Source organism: Rahnella sp. NRRL B-41462 (assembly GCF_003263525.1).
In the GTDB taxonomy this organism is placed as follows: Bacteria; Pseudomonadota; Gammaproteobacteria; order Enterobacterales; family Enterobacteriaceae; genus Rahnella; species Rahnella aceris.
In genome coordinates, this window is record NZ_JYDF01000065.1 from 23,353 (window position 1) to 43,275 (window position 19,923).

Sequence of the window (19,923 nt, forward strand, 5' to 3'; positions counted from 1 at the left end):
CCCGAATCACTGACTCATGTCAGCTCATCGGGACTCACACACTTGCCGCCTTGCTGCAACTCCAATTATTTTGGGGAGTAATGACTCAATAAATTATTCGTTACTCGAACTCGTTCCAGGAACGGCCGTCGCGGGTGATCATCGCCACGGAAGCCACCGGCCCCCATGTCCCGGACTGATACGGTTTTGGTGCTTCGCTTTCCGCAGCCCATGCGTTCATGATGGAATCGACCCATTTCCAGGCTTCTTCCACTTCGTCACGACGGACGAACAGCGCCTGAATTCCACGCATGGTTTCCAGCAGCAGACGCTCGTAAGCATCAGCAATATGCTGTTCATTGAAGGTTTCAGTAAAGCTCAGATCCAGCTTGGTGGTTTGGAGACGGTGTTTGTGCTCAAGACCCGGCACTTTGTTCAGCACTTCGATCTCGATACCTTCGTCCGGTTGCAGACGAATAGTCAGTTTGTTCTGCGGCAACTGCTGGTAAGAATCACGGAACAGGTTCAGCGCCGGGTTTTTGAAATACACCACGACCTCAGAACATTTGCTCGGCAGACGCTTACCGGTGCGCAGGTAGAATGGCACGCCCGCCCACTGCCAGTTGTCGATATCCACACGGATAGACACGAAAGTTTCGGTGCTGCTGGTTTTTTTCGCACCTTCTTCTTCCAGATAGCCAGGGACTTTTTTGCCCTGCACGAAGCCGGCTGTGTACTGGCCGCGCACGGTGTTTTCACGCACGTTTGACTGGTCGATACGACGCAGTGAGCGCAGCACTTTCACTTTTTCGTCACGGATACGGTCGGTGCTCAGATCAGCCGGAGGTGACATGGCGATCATGGTCAGAATTTGCAGCAAGTGGTTCTGGATCATGTCGCGCATCTGACCCGCGTCATCAAAGTAACCCCAGCGGCCTTCGATACCGACTTCTTCAGCGACCGTGATCTGCACATGATCAATGGTGCGGTTATCCCAGTTGCTGGCAAACAGATTGTTAGCGAAACGCAGTGCCAGCAGATTCAGTACCGTTTCTTTACCCAGATAGTGGTCGATACGGTAAACCTGGGACTCAGCGAAGTATTCCGCGACTTGATCGTTGATAACCTGAGAAGACTCCAGAGAGTGTCCCAGTGGTTTCTCCATCACGACGCGCGCAGGTTCTTTGTTCAGCCCTGCTTCGCCCAGACCGCGGCAAATCGCACCGAAGTGGCCTGGCGCAATCGCAAAGTAGTTAATGGTGGCGCGATTTTGCTGGTCAAGCATTTTGCCCAGCACTTTGAAATGCTTCACATCGTTGACATCAAGGTTACAGAAATCAAGACGGGCGCTGAGCTTATCCCACAGTTCCGGATCAATTTTTTCTTTCATGAAGGTGGTCAGTGCTTCTTTGACCACTTCGGTATAGGCCGCTTTGTCCCATTCCGCACGTCCGACACCGATGATGCGGGTGTCCGGGTGAATGTGACCCGCTTTCTCTAACTGATACAGGGAAGGCAACAGCTTACGGCGCGCAAGATCGCCCTTTGCACCGAAAATTACCAGATCACACGCCTGGGCTGTCTGAGTTACCGCCATGTTCTTCTCCTCAATGCAGGAATACCTAACATATTTCTGGTTGCTGTGCGTGAGCCGCAACTCGAATTATCTCGGGTACATATTGTAATTTTATTTCAGCAACAATGTACTCTGATTGCCCGTGAGCCGTAAACCATGTTCTGACAGGGGGATAACTCTGCGGAAAAGCTTGTTTTTATCATAAATGTCTCAGCGGATAGTAAAACCCACCACATTCTGTAATTTTATGACAAAACTGAACAGAATTTACCATACTGAAAGTTAGATCCCGGTCAAACTCTGACAAAAAAAGCGTTTTTTCGCCTGACTGACGCTGCCAACAGCATTAAGCGCGTAGTATATTTTCATCAAATCAACACGATTTCCTCTTTTCAAAGAAATCGTTGAAACCTATGAGTGTCATGCTTATGAATACGTTGGAAAAAATCCAGACCCACCTTGACATTCTGAGCAAGTCAGAACGCAAAGTCGCCGAAGTGATCCTGGCATCCCCACACATTGCAATCCACTCCAGTATTGCCACTCTCGCCCGCATGGCGGACGTCAGTGAACCTACTGTAAACCGTTTTTGCCGTCGCCTCGACACAAAAGGGTTTCCAGATTTTAAATTACATCTGGCACAAAGTCTGGCAAACGGCACACCTTATGTGAACCGTAACGTGGATGAAAGCGACAGCGTCAGCGCTTACACCAGCAAAATTTTCGAATCCGCTATGGCCAGCCTCGATCAGGTGAAAAATACTCTCGATATCGCTGCCATCAACCGCGCAGTCGATTTACTCACCCAGGCGAAAAAGATTTCTTTCTTTGGGCTGGGCGCATCGGCCGCAGTGGCGCATGATGCCATGAACAAATTCTTCCGCTTTAACATTCCCGTGGTGTATTTCGATGACATCGTCATGCAGCGCATGAGTTGCATGAATTCCAGCGAAGGCGATGTGGTAGTGTTGATTTCCCACACCGGCCGCACCAAAAATCTGGTCGAGCTGGCGCAACTTGCCCGCGAAAACGACGCTACGGTCATTGCCATCACGTCCTTTAATACGCCACTGGCGCATGAGGCCACGCTGGCTCTGTTACTGGATGTTCCGGAAGATACCGACGTTTATATGCCGATGGTTTCTCGAATCGCTCAGTTGACGTTGATTGATGTGCTGGCTACCGGGTTTACGCTGCGTCGTGGTGCAAAATTCAGAGATAACCTGAAGCGGGTCAAAGAAGCGTTGAAAGAATCGCGCTTTGATAAGGGAATGGTTGTCCCTAACCTGCCGGAGTAAGCTCGTCATGCGAGTCGGCACATCAAATCATTCATAGAATATATGAACAAATCATCATTGATTTAATAGGGAGTCTGGCGGGAAATCTACGCGCAAAGTGCGCAGGGTAAATGTCAGACATGAGGTCAGCGGGTCACACAGGTGAAACCCTTTTGTATTACAATTACACCTAAACCCAATGTGGGCTCGCTGTTTTTTTGCATTACCATGTTTCATCAGTTAACGGAGTTAGGCATGTCCAGAAGGCTCAGAAGAACGAAGATTGTTACCACGCTCGGCCCTGCAACTGACCGCGACAATAATCTTGAGAAGATCATTGCTGCTGGTGCGAACGTTGTGCGTATGAATTTCTCCCACGGAACCGCTGAAGATCACATTCTTCGCGCTAACAAAGTGCGTGAAATAGCCGCGCGTCTCGGCCGCCACGTCGCGATTCTTGGCGATCTGCAAGGTCCGAAAATCCGTGTATCGACCTTCAAAGAAGGTAAAGTTTTCCTCAATATCGGTGACAAATTCCTGCTCGATGCCAACATGAGCAAGGGTGAAGGCGATAAAGAAAAAGTCGGCATCGACTATAAAGGTCTCCCAGCTGATGTGGTGCCGGGTGATATTCTGTTACTTGATGACGGCCGTGTGCAGCTAAAAGTACTCGAAGTTCAGGGCATGAAAGTGTTCACGGAAGTGACCGTGGGCGGCCCGCTGTCTAACAATAAAGGCATCAATAAGCTGGGCGGAGGTCTTTCTGCCGAAGCGCTGACTGAGAAAGATAAAGCAGACATTATTACTGCGGCCAAAATGGACGTAGATTATCTGGCAGTTTCATTCCCACGCACCGGCGAAGATCTTAACTACGCGCGCCGTCTGGCACGCGATGCAGGCTGTAATGCGCAAATCGTGTCTAAAGTCGAACGCGCTGAAGCGGTAGCGTCAGATGAAGCAATGGATGACATCATTCTGGCATCCGATGTCGTGATGGTGGCCCGCGGTGACCTGGGTGTTGAAATCGGCGATCCTGAGCTGGTGGGTATCCAGAAAAAACTGATCCGTCGTGCACGTCAGCTGAACCGCGCGGTGATCACTGCGACCCAGATGATGGAATCGATGATCACTAACCCGATGCCAACCCGTGCAGAAGTGATGGACGTAGCGAACGCCGTGCTCGATGGCACAGATGCGGTCATGCTGTCAGCGGAAACGGCTGCGGGTCAATATCCTGCTGAAACTGTGGCAGCCATGGCGCGCGTATGTCTGGGCGCAGAAAAAATCCCAAGCATTAACGTTTCCAAACACCGCCTGGACGTGGAATTCGATAACATCGAAGAAGCCATTGCAATGTCCGCCATGTACGCGGCAAACCACCTGAAAGGGGTCACGGCGATCATTTCCATGACCGAGTCCGGGCGTACCGCGCTGATGTTGTCACGTATCAGCTCCGGCCTGCCGATCTTTGCCATGTCGCGCCACGAACACACACTGAATCTGACCGCGATTTACCGCGGCGTTACCCCTGTCTTCTTCGACAGCGCAAATGACGGCGTAGCGGGCGCACAGGATGCCGTGAACTTACTGCGTGATAAAGGTTACCTTTTGTCAGGCGATCTGGTGATCATCACCCAGGGTGATGTCATGAGTACCGTCGGTACCACCAATACCAGCCGCATACTGCGTGTAGAATAATGGTGAAATGTAATAAGATATAAACATATGGCCGACCATCGTGATCGGCCTTTTTTATTTTCGTCCTGCCCCTGAATCTATTACTCCCTCCTGCTGGTCAGTCAACAGTCTTAATTTGATCATTATTTTGCCATTCGTTTGAAATAATCGGGTTCCCTGCATAAAACATTGCGTGATGAAAATTCATTACACCTACAAACATTGCGCTTAAATATAACTTTTTATCGCAAGACAACCGTTCTTTTAAGTCAGCAAACGTATAACAAATACAGATTCATCTCATAGGAATGTGTACTCCGTACTTATCCTTCAGAAATTTATGTGACATGCATCACATTAAACAATCAAAAAGTTCTGTTATGGGCAAATGTTCAATGTCGTTATTGAATGATAATGATTTGCATTTATAATGATTCTCAATCGTTAAAACCTTGTATAAGTCCGCACTAAGGAATTCAAACAAGACATATCACTGTTTATTTTTTATAACATAAAATATTTAACCATACACTTTACAGGCATGGCCATCAGCCCTGCCTGCTGATGCTTACGTTCACTGCTAAATCCTGACTTTATCCGGGTGGCCGCCCCACGCCTGCTGAGGATGAAAAGGACTAACCAAAAGGATCCAGAATGAGCCAGATAAATAACTGGGAATTAATGCAATCCGGCACTCAAGACCTGACAATCACTCAGGCGAATATAAGCAAAAATAAAGGTTATATTTTTAACCAGAACAGCACTTCTGAATGGCAGACACTGATTGAGCAAGGCCTCGAATTAATTAAATCCCATATTAACCATACTGAGAAACCTTTTTCCGGCGTTTCTCCGGCTGAATTAGCCGAGCAATTTCGCCATATTGACCTGACCAAACCTTTAGACGGAACGCGGCTGGCGCTGGAAGAACTGGATGATTTATATCTTCAGCACGCGGTCTATTTCCACCATCCGAAATACCTCGCGCATCTCAACTGTCCGACCGTAGTACCTTCCCAACTGGCGGAACTGTTTATCAGCGCCATCAACTCCTCTGTGGATACCTGGGATCAGAGCGCAGGCGGCACACTCATCGAGCAAAAAGTTATTGACTGGACACTCGCCCGGATCTGTTTTGGCGCACAGTCAGATGGTATTTTCACCAGCGGCGGTACGCAGTCTAATCTGATGGCAATGCTGCTGGCACGAGACAGTCATTGCAAACGCACCCGCCCGCAGCACAGCATCAAGTACCAGGGGCTGCCGCCGGAAGCCAACCGCTGGCGTATTTTCAGTTCACAGGTCAGTCATTTCAGTATTCAGAAATCCGCTGCCCTGCTCGGCCTGGGTTATGACGCCGTGGTGCCAGTCGCCTGCGACAGCGCTTTCCGTATGGATATTGCCGCGCTCCGTCAGGAAATTGAGCGCTGCCACACTGAAGGGTTGATTCCAATTGCGGTCGTGGCAACCGCCGGTACGACTGACTTTGGCAGCATTGACCCGCTGAATGAGATCGCTGAAATCTGCCGCCAGGAAAAAATCTGGATGCATGCTGATGCCGCATACGGCTGCGGTTTGCTGGTTTCACCTCAGCATCGCCAGCGCATTGAAGGGATCCATCTGGCCGATTCCGTTACCGTGGATTATCACAAATCCTTCTTCCAGCCGGTGAGCTGCAGCGCATTCCTGGTTAACGATCACAGCCATCTGGAGCACGTCACGCACCACGCTGAATACCTGAATCCGCTGAGTGCGAAACTGGAAGGCACGCCAAATCTGGTGAACAAAAGTATCCAGACCACCAAACGTTTTGATGCCCTCAAAATGTGGCTGACGTTGCGCATTATGGGTCAACAAGCACTGGGGGAATCATTTGATGTGCTGCTGGCACGCGCAACAGAAACGCATCAGATGATGGAACAAAATCCGAATATCGAAGTGCTGCATAAACCGGAACTGAGCACGCTGGTATTCCGTTTTGTGCCGCGTATCTCCATGAGTCATGAACAGATTGACGAAATCAATGCCGGGATCCGCAAGGCCATTTTCCGCGACGGCAGCGCCGTTATCGCCGGTACCAAAGTGCATCAGCGTCAGTATCTGAAATTCACCTTACTGAACCCCACCACCACCAGGGAAGACGTTGCCGATGTGCTCAGCCTGATCACGCATTACGGCAAAGAACTGACTGCCAGCGCGCTGAGCGCCGCGAAAAACCGGTAAAAGGAGCCGCACCATGAATATCCATTCAAACGACCAAACGTATGATTTCATCGCCGTGGGCATCGGCCCGTTTAACCTCGGGCTGGCCTGTCTGACTGAACCAGTGAAAGAACTGAACGGTCTGTTTTTAGACCAGAATGACAGCTTCGACTGGCACACCGGTATGATGCTGGAAAGCGCGCATTTACAGACGCCGTTCATGGCAGATCTGGTGACTCTCGCCGATCCGACCAGCCCTTACAGCTTCCTGAATTACCTGAAATTACAGGGGAAACTTTACTCGTTCTACATCCGTGAAGACTTCTTCATGATGCGTAAAGAGTTCAATCAGTATTGCCAGTGGGCATGCAGCCAACTGACCAGCCTGCAATTCTCCACGCGCGTGGAACTGGTCACCTGGGATGCCGTGCAGGAATGCTATCTGGTTGAAACGCGCTCAACCAAAAGCGGCGAAAAGCAGATCTACCGCACCAAAAGGCTGGTTCTCGGCACAGGACCGTCGCCGTGGATACCCGCCTGTGCGCGGGATGCCGGCAGGAACGTGCATCATTCCTCGGCCTATTTGCCGAACAAAGAGCAGGTACAGAATTCGAAATCCATTACCGTGGTCGGCAGCGGCCAGAGTGCCGCAGAAATTTACTATGACCTGCTCTCTGATATCGATAAGCACGATTACCACCTGACCTGGGTGACCCGCGCTCCGCGTTTCTACCCGCTGGAATACAGCAAACTGACGCTGGAAATGACCTCACCGGAATACATCGATTATTTCCACGCGCTGCCAATGAGCAAGCGCGATCAGCTCAATCGTGAACAAAAATGCCTGTATAAGGGCATTAACATCAGTCTGATCAACGACATTTACGATCTGATGTACGTTAAACGTCTCGACGGCCCGCTGAATGTCGATTTGTATACACATTCGGAACTGAAAGCACTGACCCGCAGCCGCAGCGGCGAACTGGAAATGACCCTGCTCCACCACGAACAACAACAGGAATACCGACACCGCACGGAATCCGTGATCCTCGCAACGGGTTACGGCTATCAGCCACCGCAGTTTGTTGAAGGCATTTACAACCGTATTCAGTGGGATGACGCGGGCCGTTACGCCGTCAACCGCAATTACAGCATCGATGCGCACAACCAGATTTTCGTACAAAACGCCGAGCTGCATACGCACGGCTTCGTCACTCCGGATCTGGGCATGGCGTGCTACCGCAACAGCACCATAATCCGCGAGATGCTCGGCAGTGAAGTGTATCCGCTGGAGAAATCCATCGCCTTCCAGACCTTTGGGGCCCGCATCCCTGGCGCAAACTAACGGAGAATTTACCCATGTCTGATGCCATTTCAACCGCCGTATTCTCCTGCCAGCGCGACGCAGGAAAACTGTCTTTACGCCCGCTGGCGCTGGAGAAAGATGCCGCCGTTTTACATGACTGGATGACGCAGCCCTACGCACATTTCTGGGGAATGCAGAACAGTACCCTCGCAGAAGTCGACAGCTTCTATCGCAACCTGACTCACGGTAAACCGCTGGCGGCGTTGATGGGCGAAATAGACGGTCAGCCGCAATTTCTCATCGAATGCTATCCGGTTCAGGATGACCCGTTGCATGAACATTACGACGTCCGGCCCGGCGATATGGGCATGCATATTCTGCTGTCACCGGCCGAAAAACCGGTGTCAGGCTTCAGCTGGCAGGTGTTCTCGGCCGTGATGGAATACCTGTTCAGCCAGCCCGAAGTCCGCCGCGTAGTGGTCGAGCCGGATGTTCGTAACGAAAAGATTCACAAGCTGAATAAGCGCGCCGGTTTCCGCTATCAGAAACAAATTCAACTGACACACAAAACTGCATGGCTGGCATTTTGCCAGCGTGAAGATTTTTTTCAGGCAAGCCAGAAGGAAAAACACACCATGACTCCTGCAAATCTGCAAACCGGTGAGCACCTGCAACCGGAAATCTGGGCAAAAGCGAATGCCCTGCTGCTGCGAAAATGCCTGGCGGAACTGACCCATGAACGTCTGCTCGCGCCGCAGGCGTTGAAAACGACCGGCACCTGGACTGACTATCAGCTGGCAGTACCGGCCTCGGAAATAGAATATCGTTTCCGTGCCCGCCAGTTGCCTCTGAATGACTGGATGATTGATCTCGACAGCATTCAGCGCCTGGATAATTTTATCCCGCAGCCGTTGGACGCGGTTAAATTTATCATTGAATTCGCCGAGCAAATTGGTATTTCCCAGGCCATGCTGCCGACCTATCTGGAAGAAATCAGCAGCACGCTTTACAGCAGTGCCTACAAACTGGCAAACAATCACACCACAGCGAAACAACTGTCGCAGGCCGATTTCCAGACCGTCGAAACCAGCATGACCGAAGGCCATCCGAGCTTTATCGCCAACAACGGCCGTATCGGTTTTGATGCCGGTGATTATGTCCGTTACGCGCCGGAAGCGGCCAATCCACTGCAACTGGTCTGGGTGGCGGTTCATCATGACAAAGCACATTTCGCCAGTGTCGAAGGTTTACCGTATGAAAAACTGATCGCGGAAGAACTGGGTGAAGCGCAGATTTGTGCTTTCACGCAAAAGCTGGTTGATAAAGATGTCGACCCGAAAAATTACTACTTCATGCCGGTACATCCGTGGCAGTGGCAGAACAAATTACTGACCGTCTTCGCACCGGATATCGCCCGTCAGTTTCTGATTTATCTCGGTGAAGGTGATGATAACTATCTGGCACAACAGTCAATCCGCACCTTCTACAATGCCAGCCGTCCGAAAGGACGTTACGTTAAAACGGCGCTGTCGATCCTGAACATGGGCTTTATGCGCGGGCTTTCACCTTACTATATGGCGACCACACCGGGCATTAATGAATGGCTGGCGGATCTGGTCGAAAACGATGCGTATTTGCAATCCACCGGTTTCAGCATTTTGCAGGAAGTCGCGTCACTCGGTTACCACAATCACTATTTCGAACAAGCCATCAAAGGCGACAGCGCGTACAAGAAAATGTTTGCGGCGTTGTGGCGCGAAAATCCGGTCGCTTTGTTGCAGCCAAATCAGCGTCTGATGACCATGGCCGCCCTGCTGCACACCGATAAACACGGCGATGCACTGATTATCGAGATGATCAAATCATCCGGTCTGGCCACCGGCGACTGGCTTAAACGCTACATGCACGCCTATCTCAGCCCGCTGCTACACTGCTTTTATCAGTACGACCTGGTGTTTATGCCGCATGGCGAAAACCTGATCCTGCGGTTCGAAAACAATATTCCGGTGAATGCTTTCATGAAGGATATCGCCGAGGAAATTGCGGTGATGAACCCCGACGCCAGCCTGCCGGAAAAAGCCAAACGTCTGGCGGTGGACGTACCGGAAAATCTTAAAATTTTGTCGATTTTCACTGACGTCTTTGCCGGGGTATTCCGCTTTATCGCCCGTATTCTGGAAGAACATGGCAATTATCCTGCCGGGCAGTTCTGGCAGGTGGTAGCCGAAGTGGTACGCGACTATCAGATTCAGTATCCGGAACTGTCGGAGAAATTTGCCCGTTATGACATGTTTGGCGCCGAGTTTACGCACTCATGCCTGAACCGTCTGCAACTGGCGAATAATCAGCAGATGATCAACCTGTCAGATCCGGCGCAGAACCTGAAATTCGCCGGCACGCTGGAAAACCCGATTGCGGCCTATGCTAACCGCTACTGAAAACCCGGTTTAATCTGATGAAGCTTTAATGCCATGAATAGTAGCGCGGCTTTCACAGGCCGCGCTTTTTCGATTTTAAGACCCGGAGAATTAAGGTTATGTCGTCCGTTTCCGAACCCGCTTCGCGGCTGAATTTCCGCCAGTGGCTGTTCCCGCTGTCACTGGTGCTATTCGAGTTCGCCACCTATATTGCCCACGATATGATCCAGCCGGGTATGCTGCAGGTGATCAGTGATTTCAGCGCAAGTGCCGACTGGGTTTCAACCTCGCTAACCGCTTATTTGTGCGGCGGTATTTTGCTGCAATGGTTGCTCGGGCCGCTTTCCGACCGCCTTGGCCGCAGGCCGGTGCTGCTGACAGGCGTGGCCTTTTTCACCGTCACCTGTCTGCTGACGGTTTTCACCCGAAACATTGAACAGTTCATTCTGATGCGTTTTTTACAGGGGATGAGCCTGTGCTTTATCGGCGCGGTAGGTTATGCCGCCATTCAGGAAGCGTTCAGTGAAACAATGAGCGTTAAACTGATGGCGCTGATGGCGAACATCACGTTGATCGCTCCCCTGCTCGGGCCGCTGGCTGGCGCGGCGTTTATTCATTACGCACCATGGAAAGCCATGTTTGCGTTGTTCTCACTGGTCTCTGCATTCTCATTCTGGGGTCTGTGGCGCAGTATGCCGGAAACCGCCAGCGGTCGCGGGGAGCGTTTTTCAATGCGCAGGCTACTGACCGATTACCGCGAAGTTTTCACCAACAAAGGCGTGGTGCTCGGTTCGCTGTCTATCGGGTTAATCACCCTGCCGTTGCTGGCATGGGTGGCGCAGTCGCCGGTATTACTGATTCAGGATGGCGGAATGACGCCGCTACAGTACGGATGGTGGCAAGTGCCGGTATTTACCGGATTGATTATCGGTAACATCACGCTCAGCAAACTCAGTGGCAAAGTGAATATCCGCACGCCTGTCTGGCTCGGTCTCGCGCCGATAGTTCTCGGTCTGGCAGTCAGTGCTTATGCCGCGCTGTTTATGGTACATGCCTGGGGCTGGATGATTGGCGGGCTGAGCCTCTATGCGCTGGGCTCGGGACTGGTAAATGCCGGGCTTTACCGCCTGACGCTGTTTTCCAGCCCGACCGGTAAAGGCACGGTCGCCGCTGCACTTGGGCTGCTCACCATTGTGGTTTTTGCGGCGGGTATAGAAGTGGCAAAGCAGTTGTATTTCGCACTGGGCAACGGCATTTTTATGCTGGCAGGCATGATTTCCGGTGTCACCGGCACATTGCTGATTGCAGTGTTTCTCAAACGTATCCCTGAAAAAGCATAAAAAAAAGCTGAGGTGCGAGCCTCAGCTTTTTCAAATCTTTTTACCGTTACTTTTTGGGATAAAGCTCTTTGCGTGAATAGGGCTCAGGCTCACCCGGTTTGCGGGTTTTAAGCAACTTGAGGATCCAGGTGTACTGTTCCGGATTCGGCCCGACCAGCACTTCCACTTCCTCATTCATCCGGCGCGCAATGCGGTTATCATCGGCAGTGGCCAGATCATCCATTGGCGGGCGCACATAAATATCGAGACGTTGTTCGTGGCCGTTATACACCGGAAACAACGGTATGATCGACGCACGGCACACTTTCATCAGGCGTCCTACCGCAGGCAATGTCGCCTTGTAGGTCGCGAAGAAATCGACGAACTCGCTGTGCTCAGCACCGTGATCCTGATCCGGCAGATAGTAGCCCCAGTATCCCTGACGCACCGAACTGATAAACGGCTTGATGCCATCATTACGCGCATGCATCCGGCCACCAAAACGACGGCGAACGGTATTCCACAGATAATCGGTCAGCGGGTTTTTCTGATTATGGAACATGGCGGCCATCGGATGTCCGTCAGCGGCCATCAGCATCGCCGGAATATCCACAGCCCATCCATGTGGCACCAGAAAAATCACATTTTTACCTTCGGCATGCATCTGATCGACAATTTCCTTGCCGTGCCAGTGAACGCGCTGCATGACTTTTTTGGGGTCACGGATCGCCAGCTCAGCCATCATCACCATGGATTGTGGCGCGGTGGCAAACATTTCATCGATGATATGTTCACGCTCCGCTTCAGAGGTTTCCGGCAGGCAGTACAGCAGATTAATTTGCGCACGACGACGTGCGCCTTTCGCAAACTTTCCGGCCAGACGGCCAAGACTGCCTAATATAGGGTCACGAACCTTTGCGGGCATATACGCCATTGCGGCCATCGCTCCGACGCCCAGCCAGACGCCCCAGTAACGCGGAAAATAGAAGGCTTTCTGAAACTGCGGAATAAATTCTACGGTAGATCGTTTTTCTTTTTCTGGCTGCATGCTCAGGCTCTTATGACAAATTCTGCCTTAATGATAAGTGCAGTGATTTATTTTGCAATAAATCACTGCTTAGGAACATTAAGCGCAAAAGGGGATCCTGAACGGTCAGTCCAGCTTCAGTTGAGGAACAACCTGACGAACGGTGGCCAGGTAAGTACTGCGATCTTTACCTGTCAGCCCTTCGGTGCGCGGCAGTTTAGCCGTCAGCGGATTCACAGCCAGCTGGTTAATCCACATTTCAAAGTGCAGATGCGGGCCGGTTGAGCGACCAGTATTGCCGGAAAGCGCGATGCGATCCCCCCGTTTCACTTTCTGACCGGGTTTCACCAACAGTTTACGCAGATGCATATAACGGGTCATGTACTGACGACCATGACGAATGGCCACATAGTTACCCGCAGCGCCGCCGTTCTTGGCAACGACCACTTCGCCATCACCCACCGCCAGAACAGGCGTACCGACAGGTACGGCGAAATCGACGCCACGGTGCGGCGCAATACGCCCGGTCACCGGGTTCAGACGACGCGGATTGAAGTTAGACGAAACGCGGTACTGTTTGCCCGTCGGGAAGCGCAGAAAACCTTTCGCCAGCCCGCTGCCGGTACGGTCATAGAACTTACCGTCTTCGGCGCGCACGGCGTAGTAGTCTTTACCGCCAGTGCGCATACGCACTGCCTGCAATTCACTTTGCTCGTTCTTACCGTCCAGCACTTCATTGGACATCAGTACTGCAAAGTCGTCGCCTTTCTTCAATTTACGGAAATCGAGTTGCCATTGCAGCGCCTTAATGACAGCACTGACTTCAGCGCTGCTCAGCCCTGCCGCTTTGGCACTGGTGACAAAACTGCCGTTCAGCGTCCCTTTCAATACGGAGTCTTTCCATTCCCCTTTCAGGGTTTCCAGAGACGATTTGAAGGTATTGCCGGAACGGTCAAAGGTATAGGTTTCGCGACGTGATTTTTCCCACGTCAAACGCTGTAAATCCCCGGCATCGTTAAGTGTCCAGGAAATCTGCTGGCCGATTTTCAGGTTACGTAAATCACGGTTGGCGTCAGAAAGCGCAGCAATTTCCGACATATCAATGCCGTACTGATTCAGAATGCTGCTGAGGGTATCGCCGGTAGAAACCACATACTCATGCACGCCCGCTTCATTGACAGTTTTATCGTCAAGATCATCTTGCGGAATGTCATCATCAGCGGGGGGAGACTGGTCGATAGGTTCGCTGGCTTCGGGAAGCAGTGAACGCAGTTGCTGATTATCAAGTGTGATATTTTTAACCAGCGGTCGGGTATCAGAAAGGTCATTGTCCGGGTGGTAAGCTAACGGTTTCCATACGGCCACAGCCAGTGTGACGACGGTAAGAGACCCCAGCATAATGCGATGGGGCCGTGGAAGGTTGCTATACGCCAGAGCGATAGATCGGGCTATCAGCTGCACTTAAATTCTGTCCTTTTAGCTTACTTCAGGCAGCTCAGGTACTGGTTCGTCAGCTGTGACAAAAAGTTCACATAGCTGTCCGCACCCAGTGCAATGCTGCTCCCCAGAGGATCCAATGTGCCCATACGCACTTTTGTTCCCTGGGCAACAGCCGTTATGACGCCGGCCTGAATTGTGGCTCAGCAAAAACGCAGGTCGCTTTTTGCTCAACCAACTGTGTTCGAATGAGATGTAATCGCTGTGCACCGGGTTGAATTTCGGGATTGATCGTAAAGTGACCAAGTGGCGAAAGGCCGAAGTGTTTTTCAAAGTAGCCATAGGCATCGTGAAAAACAAAATATCCCTTACCCTGAACAGGTTGCAGAATACTACCAAGGTTTTTGTCAGCTTTTGTCAAGGTGTCTTCAAAATGAGATAAATTTGCATCTAATTGTTGCTTTTTTTGCGGAACCAGCGCTACGAGCTTGTTATGGATCACAATAGCAGCCTCGCGGGCAATTTCCGGCGACAGCCAGACATGCATATTGTATTCGCCATGATGATGATCAGCGTCATCGTGATCATGGTCATGATCAGCCTCATGTTCGTCATCATCACTGCCCTTAATCAGCAGCTGTTTCACTGCCGGTAACGTCGCGATGGCCACCTGACGGTTCGGCGACAACTGCGCCGCAGATTTGGTCATGAAAGCTTCCATTTCCGGTCCCACCCACACCACCAGATCGGCGCTACGCATGCGTGCAATATCCGAAGGGCGTAAGGCGAAATCATGTGGAGATGTGCCGTCCGGCAGCAACACTTCCGTCGGCATAACGCCATCGGCAATGGCTGACGCGATAAAACCCAGCGGGCGTACGGAAGCCAGAACCACGGCCTGCGTGCTGAAAACCGCGCCTGAACTCAATATTGCGGCTGCCAGAAACATCCGTTTAACGCTTTTTTTCTGTATCATGCTGAGTGAACTCATCTTCAGGTTGGGGGAAAACTGGTTATTTTTAGCGAAACGCAATATTATAACATCCGATTTGTTCTGCAAGACCCTATGACATGCCCACATTAGCTACGCTCCAAAATATTTCAGTGACTTTCGGTTCGCGACGCGTGTTGTCCAACATCTCGCTAAGCCTGCAACCGGGGAAAATTCTGACCCTTCTCGGCCCGAATGGCGCAGGGAAATCCACATTAGTGCGCGTTGTGCTTGGCCTGATTGCGCCGACAGAAGGCACGATGACTTGCGAACCCGGTTTACGTATCGGCTATGTTCCGCAAAAAATTCATCTTGATCCCACCATGCCGCTGACCGTCAGCCGCTTTATGCGACTGAAACCCGGTGTGAAGAAAAGCGATATTCTGCCCGCGCTCAAACGCGTACAGGCTGCGCACCTGCTGGATCAACCGATGCAAAAACTCTCCGGCGGCGAAAATCAGCGTGTTTTACTGGCGCGTGCGTTAATGAACAGCCCGCAGTTACTGGTGCTCGATGAACCGACGCAAGGTGTTGACGTCAACGGACAACTGGCGCTGTACAACCTGATCGACAGCCTGCGCTGCGAATTGGGGTGCGCGGTGCTGATGGTGTCGCATGACTTGCATCTGGTGATGGCGAAAACGGACGAAGTGCTGTGCCTGAACCAGCACATCTGCTGTTCCGGCTCGCCGGAAGTGGTCTCTACGCATCCGGAATTTATTGCGATGTTCGGTAACCGTGGCGCCGAGCAACTGGCGATTTACCGTCACAACCACAACCATCGTCATGATTTAAAGGGAAAGATAATTTTGCGCAACACCGGAGGTCGTGACGCATGATCGCGCTGTTATTACCCGGCTGGCTGGCGGGTGTATTGCTGGCGATTGCCGCTGGCCCGCTGGGCTCGTTTGTCGTCTGGCGCCGCATGTCCTATTTTGGCGATACGCTGGCCCATGCCTCTCTGCTCGGCGTAGCGTTTGGCTTACTGCTTAATGTTAATCCTTTCTATACCGTTATCGCCGTCACGTTATTGCTGGCCGTGTTACTGGTGGTGCTCGAGCGGAAACCGCATCTGGCCGTCGATACCCTGCTCGGAATTATGGCGCACAGCGCCCTGTCACTCGGTCTGGTGGTGGTCAGCCTGATGTCCGGCGTACGTGTGGATCTGATGGCGTATTTGTTTGGTGATTTGCTGTCAGTGACCTACAGCGATATCTGGATGATTGGTGCTGGCGTAACGGTGGTGATTGCGGTGCTGTGCTGGCAATGGCGGGCATTGCTTTCCATGACCATCAGCCCGGAACTTGCTCATGTTGATGGCGTAAAACTGCAACGCACACGTATCGTCCTGATGCTGGTAACAGCGCTGACGATCGGTCTGGCGATGAAGTTCGTCGGCGCGCTGATCATCACCTCGTTGCTGATTATCCCCGCCGCGACAGCGCGACGCTTCGCTAAAACGCCTGAGCAAATGGCCTGCGTCGCGGTAGCGGTTGGCATCATTGCGGTGACCGGCGGCCTGACGTTCTCTGCATTCTATGATACGCCTGCTGGCCCTTCTGTCGTGCTGTGCGCTGCGGTGCTGTTTATGCTCAGCCTCAGTAAAAAACAGATTGCCTGACCGCAACGCCAGAAACAGAAACGGACGCCCTGAGCGTCCGTTTTTTATGCCTTTTCTTCCTGGCTTTTCTCCCGTGCCTCCCGCTCTTCCTGCGCTGCTTCCTGCCTTGCCTGCCGCCAGTGCAGCACCGGTGATACGGTTATGCCGTGGATCACCACGCTGGTGACAATCACCGTGAACGCGATGTTGGTCATATAGTTGGCGTCCGCGCCATGCAATCCGTGCGTCCAGGCGTAAGCGATATAGTTCATACTGCCGATACCGCGAATACCAAACCAGCCAATCATCAGCCGCCTGCCCTTGGGCACGTGTACGCCTATTGTCGTGATATAAACAGCCAGAGGACGGATGACGATAAACAGCAGCGCAGCGATCAACAGCCCCATCGGCTCCCAGTGTTCCGCCAGCGTTATCCCGAGCACCATGACAATCCCGGCGGCAAAAATCCGCTCAATGGTATCGCCAAATGACAGTGCATCACCCACCATCAGTCCGATCGAATTGCGCGGCATTTCAGCTTGCATCGAATGACGCTGGTGTGGATTGACCATGCCTTCAGCGGGTGGCGGGCGCGACCCGTCCGTCAGATCCTCCGGCGGATGCAAAGAGACCACGCGCACTTCCGCGCTGCGCAACCCGACACCGGCGGCAAAGGCTGCAAGGAAACCGGAAGCATCAAGAGATTGTGCGGCCGCGTAACTGAGCGCAATCAGTGACAACGCCAGAAAATCACTCGGTGCGACCGTACGCTGACGGCTGTGAAAACGCGTCGCACTTAGCCCGACCAGTTTCCCCATCGCGAAGCCAATTGCCAGCCCGCCGAGCAATGCCCAGATCACATCGCGCCATGCCCAGTGCCACAATTCTTGTGAAGATAATCCTTCATGCGCGGTAAACAACATCAGCGCCAGCATCAGGATGGGCAGCGCGGAACCATCATTCATCCCCGCCTCGCTGGAAAGTGCAACCCTGAGTCCGTCATCATCATTGGCATCATTCACTGCAATCATGCTGGCCAGCACCGGATCCGTCGGCGCAATGATGGCACCCAACGCAAGAGCCAGTGGCCATGAAATACCTGTAATGTAATGGGCAATAGCCGCGACGCACAGGACGGTCAGTAACATGGCAGGAAAAGCCAGTAACACACCGACGCGCCAGCTTTGTGCGCGAAAGGGCAACCGGAGTTTCAGTCCGGTAATAAATAATGACGCCGCCATGGCGATTTCAGTGAAATGTGCGGTGAGGGTGGAATACGCCACCAGATCGATATGCAGTAAATCCAAAACCCAGGGACCGCAGACGATCCCTGCGGCCAGATATAAACCAAACGTCGTCACCGGACCGCGGGAAATCCACCCCGATGCGAGTGACATAATCAATAGCAGTCCTCCGACCGCCGCTGTCCAACCTAAAAATCCCATGTCTATCCCATACTAAATATCAATCTATTAAGCATAGTACATGTATGCAGATGAATGATTTTTCAGATAAATAACATCAGGCACAAATGGCGCGGTGTATTCTTAGCCGGTAGGCTAAAATTGATTTTTATCCGGGAAAAGACGAGTCATAAAATGATTAAATACAGTGTGCTGTATCCAAATATCGAAAACGGAACCTTTGATCATGATTATTATCGTGATGTGCATTTACCGCTGATCAAACGCCGCATGGGCGAGTTTTGCCATTCTTACGCTATTGATAAAATGCCTGAGGGCGCTCCGGCTGAGTCGCCATTCATCGCCGCCTGCCATATCTATTGCAACTCAATGGAAGATTTTGAAAAAGGCATGAAAGACAATGCGGCAGATTTTGTCGCTGACGTGGCAAACTTCACCAATATCGAACCCGTGAAGATGATTTTCGACGTCGTTGTCTGAGCCATTCACCCTGCCCTGAAGGTAAAAAAGGCGATTAACCCGTCAGGTTAGCCGCCTTTTTTATTGTCGTGTGGACGCTGTATAAAACCCTGCCAGCGCCATTATTTCATCAGTAACTTTTTGATTGGCGCACTCGGCTCGCGCCTGATGGTATGCAAAAACTCCTGCGCCTTATCATTGACCGCATAATCGGCGGTGACGCCAAAATCCTGCACCATTGCCCACTTTTCAAACAGTGCTTCATCACTCTTACGCATAAACCACAGCATTCTGATTGCCGTTACCGCCACTTGTGGGATCTGCGTCACAGTGCCGTTGATCCACTTATTTAGCGTGCTGCGAGGCAGTCCCAACAGGATACACAACGCGGGCTGGTCGATATCCAGCCTCCGGACATAGTCCAGGAACTCATTTGCGTTATCTGCCATAAACTTATCTCCAATTTATATAACCCTGCTCATTGTACAGGAATCTCATAGAGATTCCATCCCGTCGCTATTCGCTACGAAAATTACTGGTTTTCAGTGTCACTGACACAAAAATTAGTGTCTGCTAGCTACAAACAAACAAGCTAAGTGAAACAAATTCATGTAGCGCTATAACTTTACGTTTCTTGACATAAGTCAAACGTTCGTTGAATGCGTGAAGCAAGTCACATTCACCGCATGTATGATTTTCGTAAAGAGACAAAAAGAGCGTTCTGATAATGCTTCTTATTTGTCGCTAACAGATACTTATTTCAATATCGGAAAAAACAAATGACTGCACAAGTTTCAGAACGAATTCAACATAGCGCCGCTGCAAATCGCAAAGTTAATCGCGAGAATAAGATCCTCACGAAGCCATTTGGAGTCTCTGCTGCTACGTTTTGCAGGATGCTTGCAGGGTCGTTACTGATGGTTAGTTCTGTAACTTTCATACAATCAGCCAGTGCGGCCTTCACATCGCAAGAAACGGATGCAGTTAATCAGTATCTTTCCGCACATCAGAGTTACCCAAATTACATAAAACAGGGAATTGAAAGCGCTACCAGTTTCCAGCAGGTACACGACTACCTGTTGAACAATACTTACTACAACGGAACCTCGACAGTTCCGGTAGACCAAATTTCGATGGCTGAGCCAATAAAAACAGAAACCGTGCCGTTAATTACTTTAACCCCCGCAGAACCCGCTAAAGATGGCGTTGTTATAAATGACCCTACCGGGAAC

Annotated in this window: 14 protein-coding genes and 2 pseudogenes; 10 read left to right on the forward strand and 6 right to left on the reverse strand. The window is 51.4% G+C overall.

The window, feature by feature from the left end; translation table 11 throughout:
* Positions 1-100: 100 nt before the first annotated feature.
* On the reverse strand, positions 101-1,576 hold the full coding sequence (gene zwf, locus UC14_RS16535) for a glucose-6-phosphate dehydrogenase (protein WP_013575315.1): 1,476 nt from the start codon (positions 1,574-1,576) through the stop codon (positions 101-103).
* Between the two features lie 407 nt (positions 1,577-1,983).
* Between zwf and UC14_RS16540 the strand changes: the two genes are divergently transcribed.
* From UC14_RS16540 to UC14_RS16565, 6 genes are all read left to right on the forward strand, one after another.
* On the forward strand, positions 1,984-2,853 hold the full coding sequence (locus UC14_RS16540) for a MurR/RpiR family transcriptional regulator (RefSeq protein ID WP_013575314.1): 870 nt from the start codon (positions 1,984-1,986) through the stop codon (positions 2,851-2,853).
* Between the two features lie 234 nt (positions 2,854-3,087).
* Positions 3,088-4,530: a pyruvate kinase gene (gene pyk / locus UC14_RS16545; RefSeq protein ID WP_013575313.1), complete on the forward strand. Its 1,443-nt coding sequence runs from the start codon at positions 3,088-3,090 to the stop codon at positions 4,528-4,530.
* A 633-nt stretch (positions 4,531-5,163) separates the two neighbouring features.
* Entirely contained in the window at positions 5,164-6,732 is a 1,569-nt protein-coding gene (locus UC14_RS16550) for an aspartate aminotransferase family protein (protein WP_112198064.1), read from the forward strand.
* 13 nt (positions 6,733-6,745) lie between these two features.
* A complete protein-coding gene (locus tag UC14_RS16555; protein WP_112151898.1) occupies positions 6,746-8,056 on the forward strand; it encodes a lysine N(6)-hydroxylase/L-ornithine N(5)-oxygenase family protein in 1,311 nt (436 codons plus the stop codon).
* Between the two features lie 14 nt (positions 8,057-8,070).
* The gene (locus UC14_RS16560; protein ID WP_112151897.1) at positions 8,071-10,455 is read left to right on the forward strand and encodes a GNAT family N-acetyltransferase; all 2,385 of its coding nucleotides are present in this window, start codon (positions 8,071-8,073) and stop codon (positions 10,453-10,455) included.
* Between the two features lie 98 nt (positions 10,456-10,553).
* Positions 10,554-11,774: an MFS transporter gene (locus UC14_RS16565; protein ID WP_013575309.1), complete on the forward strand. Its 1,221-nt coding sequence runs from the start codon at positions 10,554-10,556 to the stop codon at positions 11,772-11,774.
* Between the two features lie 46 nt (positions 11,775-11,820).
* On the opposite strand, the gene lpxM is transcribed toward UC14_RS16565, so the two are convergent.
* The 3 genes and pseudogenes from lpxM to znuA form a co-directional block, all read right to left on the reverse strand.
* Entirely contained in the window at positions 11,821-12,801 is a 981-nt protein-coding gene (gene lpxM, locus UC14_RS16570) for a lauroyl-Kdo(2)-lipid IV(A) myristoyltransferase (RefSeq protein ID WP_112151896.1), read from the reverse strand.
* Positions 12,802-12,906: 105 nt separating this feature from the next.
* The gene (mepM, locus tag UC14_RS16575) at positions 12,907-14,241 is read right to left on the reverse strand and encodes a murein DD-endopeptidase MepM (protein WP_013575307.1); all 1,335 of its coding nucleotides are present in this window, start codon (positions 14,239-14,241) and stop codon (positions 12,907-12,909) included.
* Positions 14,242-14,261: 20 nt separating this feature from the next.
* A pseudogene (gene znuA, locus UC14_RS16580) lies at positions 14,262-15,193 on the reverse strand (zinc ABC transporter substrate-binding protein ZnuA).
* A gap of 95 nt (positions 15,194-15,288) precedes the next feature.
* On the opposite strand from znuA, the gene znuC reads away from it, so the two are divergent.
* Positions 15,289-16,047: a zinc ABC transporter ATP-binding protein ZnuC gene (gene znuC, locus UC14_RS16585; RefSeq protein WP_013575305.1), complete on the forward strand. Its 759-nt coding sequence runs from the start codon at positions 15,289-15,291 to the stop codon at positions 16,045-16,047.
* Positions 16,044-16,829, forward strand: a complete 786-nt coding sequence (gene znuB / locus UC14_RS16590; protein ID WP_013575304.1) for a zinc ABC transporter permease subunit ZnuB — start codon at positions 16,044-16,046, stop codon at positions 16,827-16,829. Before znuC ends, znuB begins: the two co-directional genes overlap by 4 nt.
* Before the next feature lie 44 nt (positions 16,830-16,873).
* On the opposite strand, the gene UC14_RS16595 is transcribed toward znuB, so the two are convergent.
* Complete coding sequence (locus UC14_RS16595) at positions 16,874-18,253, reverse strand: sodium:proton antiporter (protein WP_013575303.1); 1,380 nt, start codon at positions 18,251-18,253, stop codon at positions 16,874-16,876.
* Between the two features lie 153 nt (positions 18,254-18,406).
* Here UC14_RS16595 and UC14_RS16600 point away from each other — a divergent pair, with 153 nt between their 5' ends.
* Positions 18,407-18,712 (forward strand): EthD family reductase, encoded by a 306-nt coding sequence (locus UC14_RS16600; protein WP_013575302.1) that lies wholly within the window; start codon positions 18,407-18,409, stop codon positions 18,710-18,712.
* A gap of 101 nt (positions 18,713-18,813) precedes the next feature.
* Here UC14_RS16600 and UC14_RS16605 read toward each other — a convergent pair whose 3' ends face one another.
* Positions 18,814-19,140 (reverse strand): hypothetical protein, encoded by a 327-nt coding sequence (locus UC14_RS16605; protein WP_013575301.1) that lies wholly within the window; start codon positions 19,138-19,140, stop codon positions 18,814-18,816.
* Between the two features lie 330 nt (positions 19,141-19,470).
* On the opposite strand from UC14_RS16605, the pseudogene UC14_RS16610 reads away from it, so the two are divergent.
* Positions 19,471-19,923: pseudogene (locus UC14_RS16610) on the forward strand (adhesin); the annotation flags it as partial.

Excerpts from the sequence above, each read along its gene's own strand:
- znuB (WP_013575304.1), top strand. The coding sequence starts at position 16,044 with ATGATCGCGCTGTTATTACCCGGCTGGCTGGCGGGTGTATTGCTGGCG.
- UC14_RS16600 (WP_013575302.1), top strand. The coding sequence starts at position 18,407 with ATGATTAAATACAGTGTGCTGTATCCAAATATCGAAAACGGAACCTTT.
- UC14_RS16595 (WP_013575303.1), bottom strand. The coding sequence starts at position 18,253 with ATGGGATTTTTAGGTTGGACAGCGGCGGTCGGAGGACTGCTATTGATT.
- znuC (WP_013575305.1), top strand. The coding sequence starts at position 15,289 with ATGCCCACATTAGCTACGCTCCAAAATATTTCAGTGACTTTCGGTTCG.
- lpxM (WP_112151896.1), bottom strand. The coding sequence starts at position 12,801 with ATGCAGCCAGAAAAAGAAAAACGATCTACCGTAGAATTTATTCCGCAG.
- UC14_RS16550 (WP_112198064.1), top strand. The coding sequence starts at position 5,164 with ATGAGCCAGATAAATAACTGGGAATTAATGCAATCCGGCACTCAAGAC.
- zwf (WP_013575315.1), bottom strand. The coding sequence starts at position 1,576 with ATGGCGGTAACTCAGACAGCCCAGGCGTGTGATCTGGTAATTTTCGGT.
- UC14_RS16555 (WP_112151898.1), top strand. The coding sequence starts at position 6,746 with ATGAATATCCATTCAAACGACCAAACGTATGATTTCATCGCCGTGGGC.
- UC14_RS16560 (WP_112151897.1), top strand. The coding sequence starts at position 8,071 with ATGTCTGATGCCATTTCAACCGCCGTATTCTCCTGCCAGCGCGACGCA.
- UC14_RS16540 (WP_013575314.1), top strand. The coding sequence starts at position 1,984 with ATGAATACGTTGGAAAAAATCCAGACCCACCTTGACATTCTGAGCAAG.
- UC14_RS16605 (WP_013575301.1), bottom strand. The coding sequence starts at position 19,140 with ATGGCAGATAACGCAAATGAGTTCCTGGACTATGTCCGGAGGCTGGAT.
- UC14_RS16565 (WP_013575309.1), top strand. The coding sequence starts at position 10,554 with ATGTCGTCCGTTTCCGAACCCGCTTCGCGGCTGAATTTCCGCCAGTGG.
- pyk (WP_013575313.1), top strand. The coding sequence starts at position 3,088 with ATGTCCAGAAGGCTCAGAAGAACGAAGATTGTTACCACGCTCGGCCCT.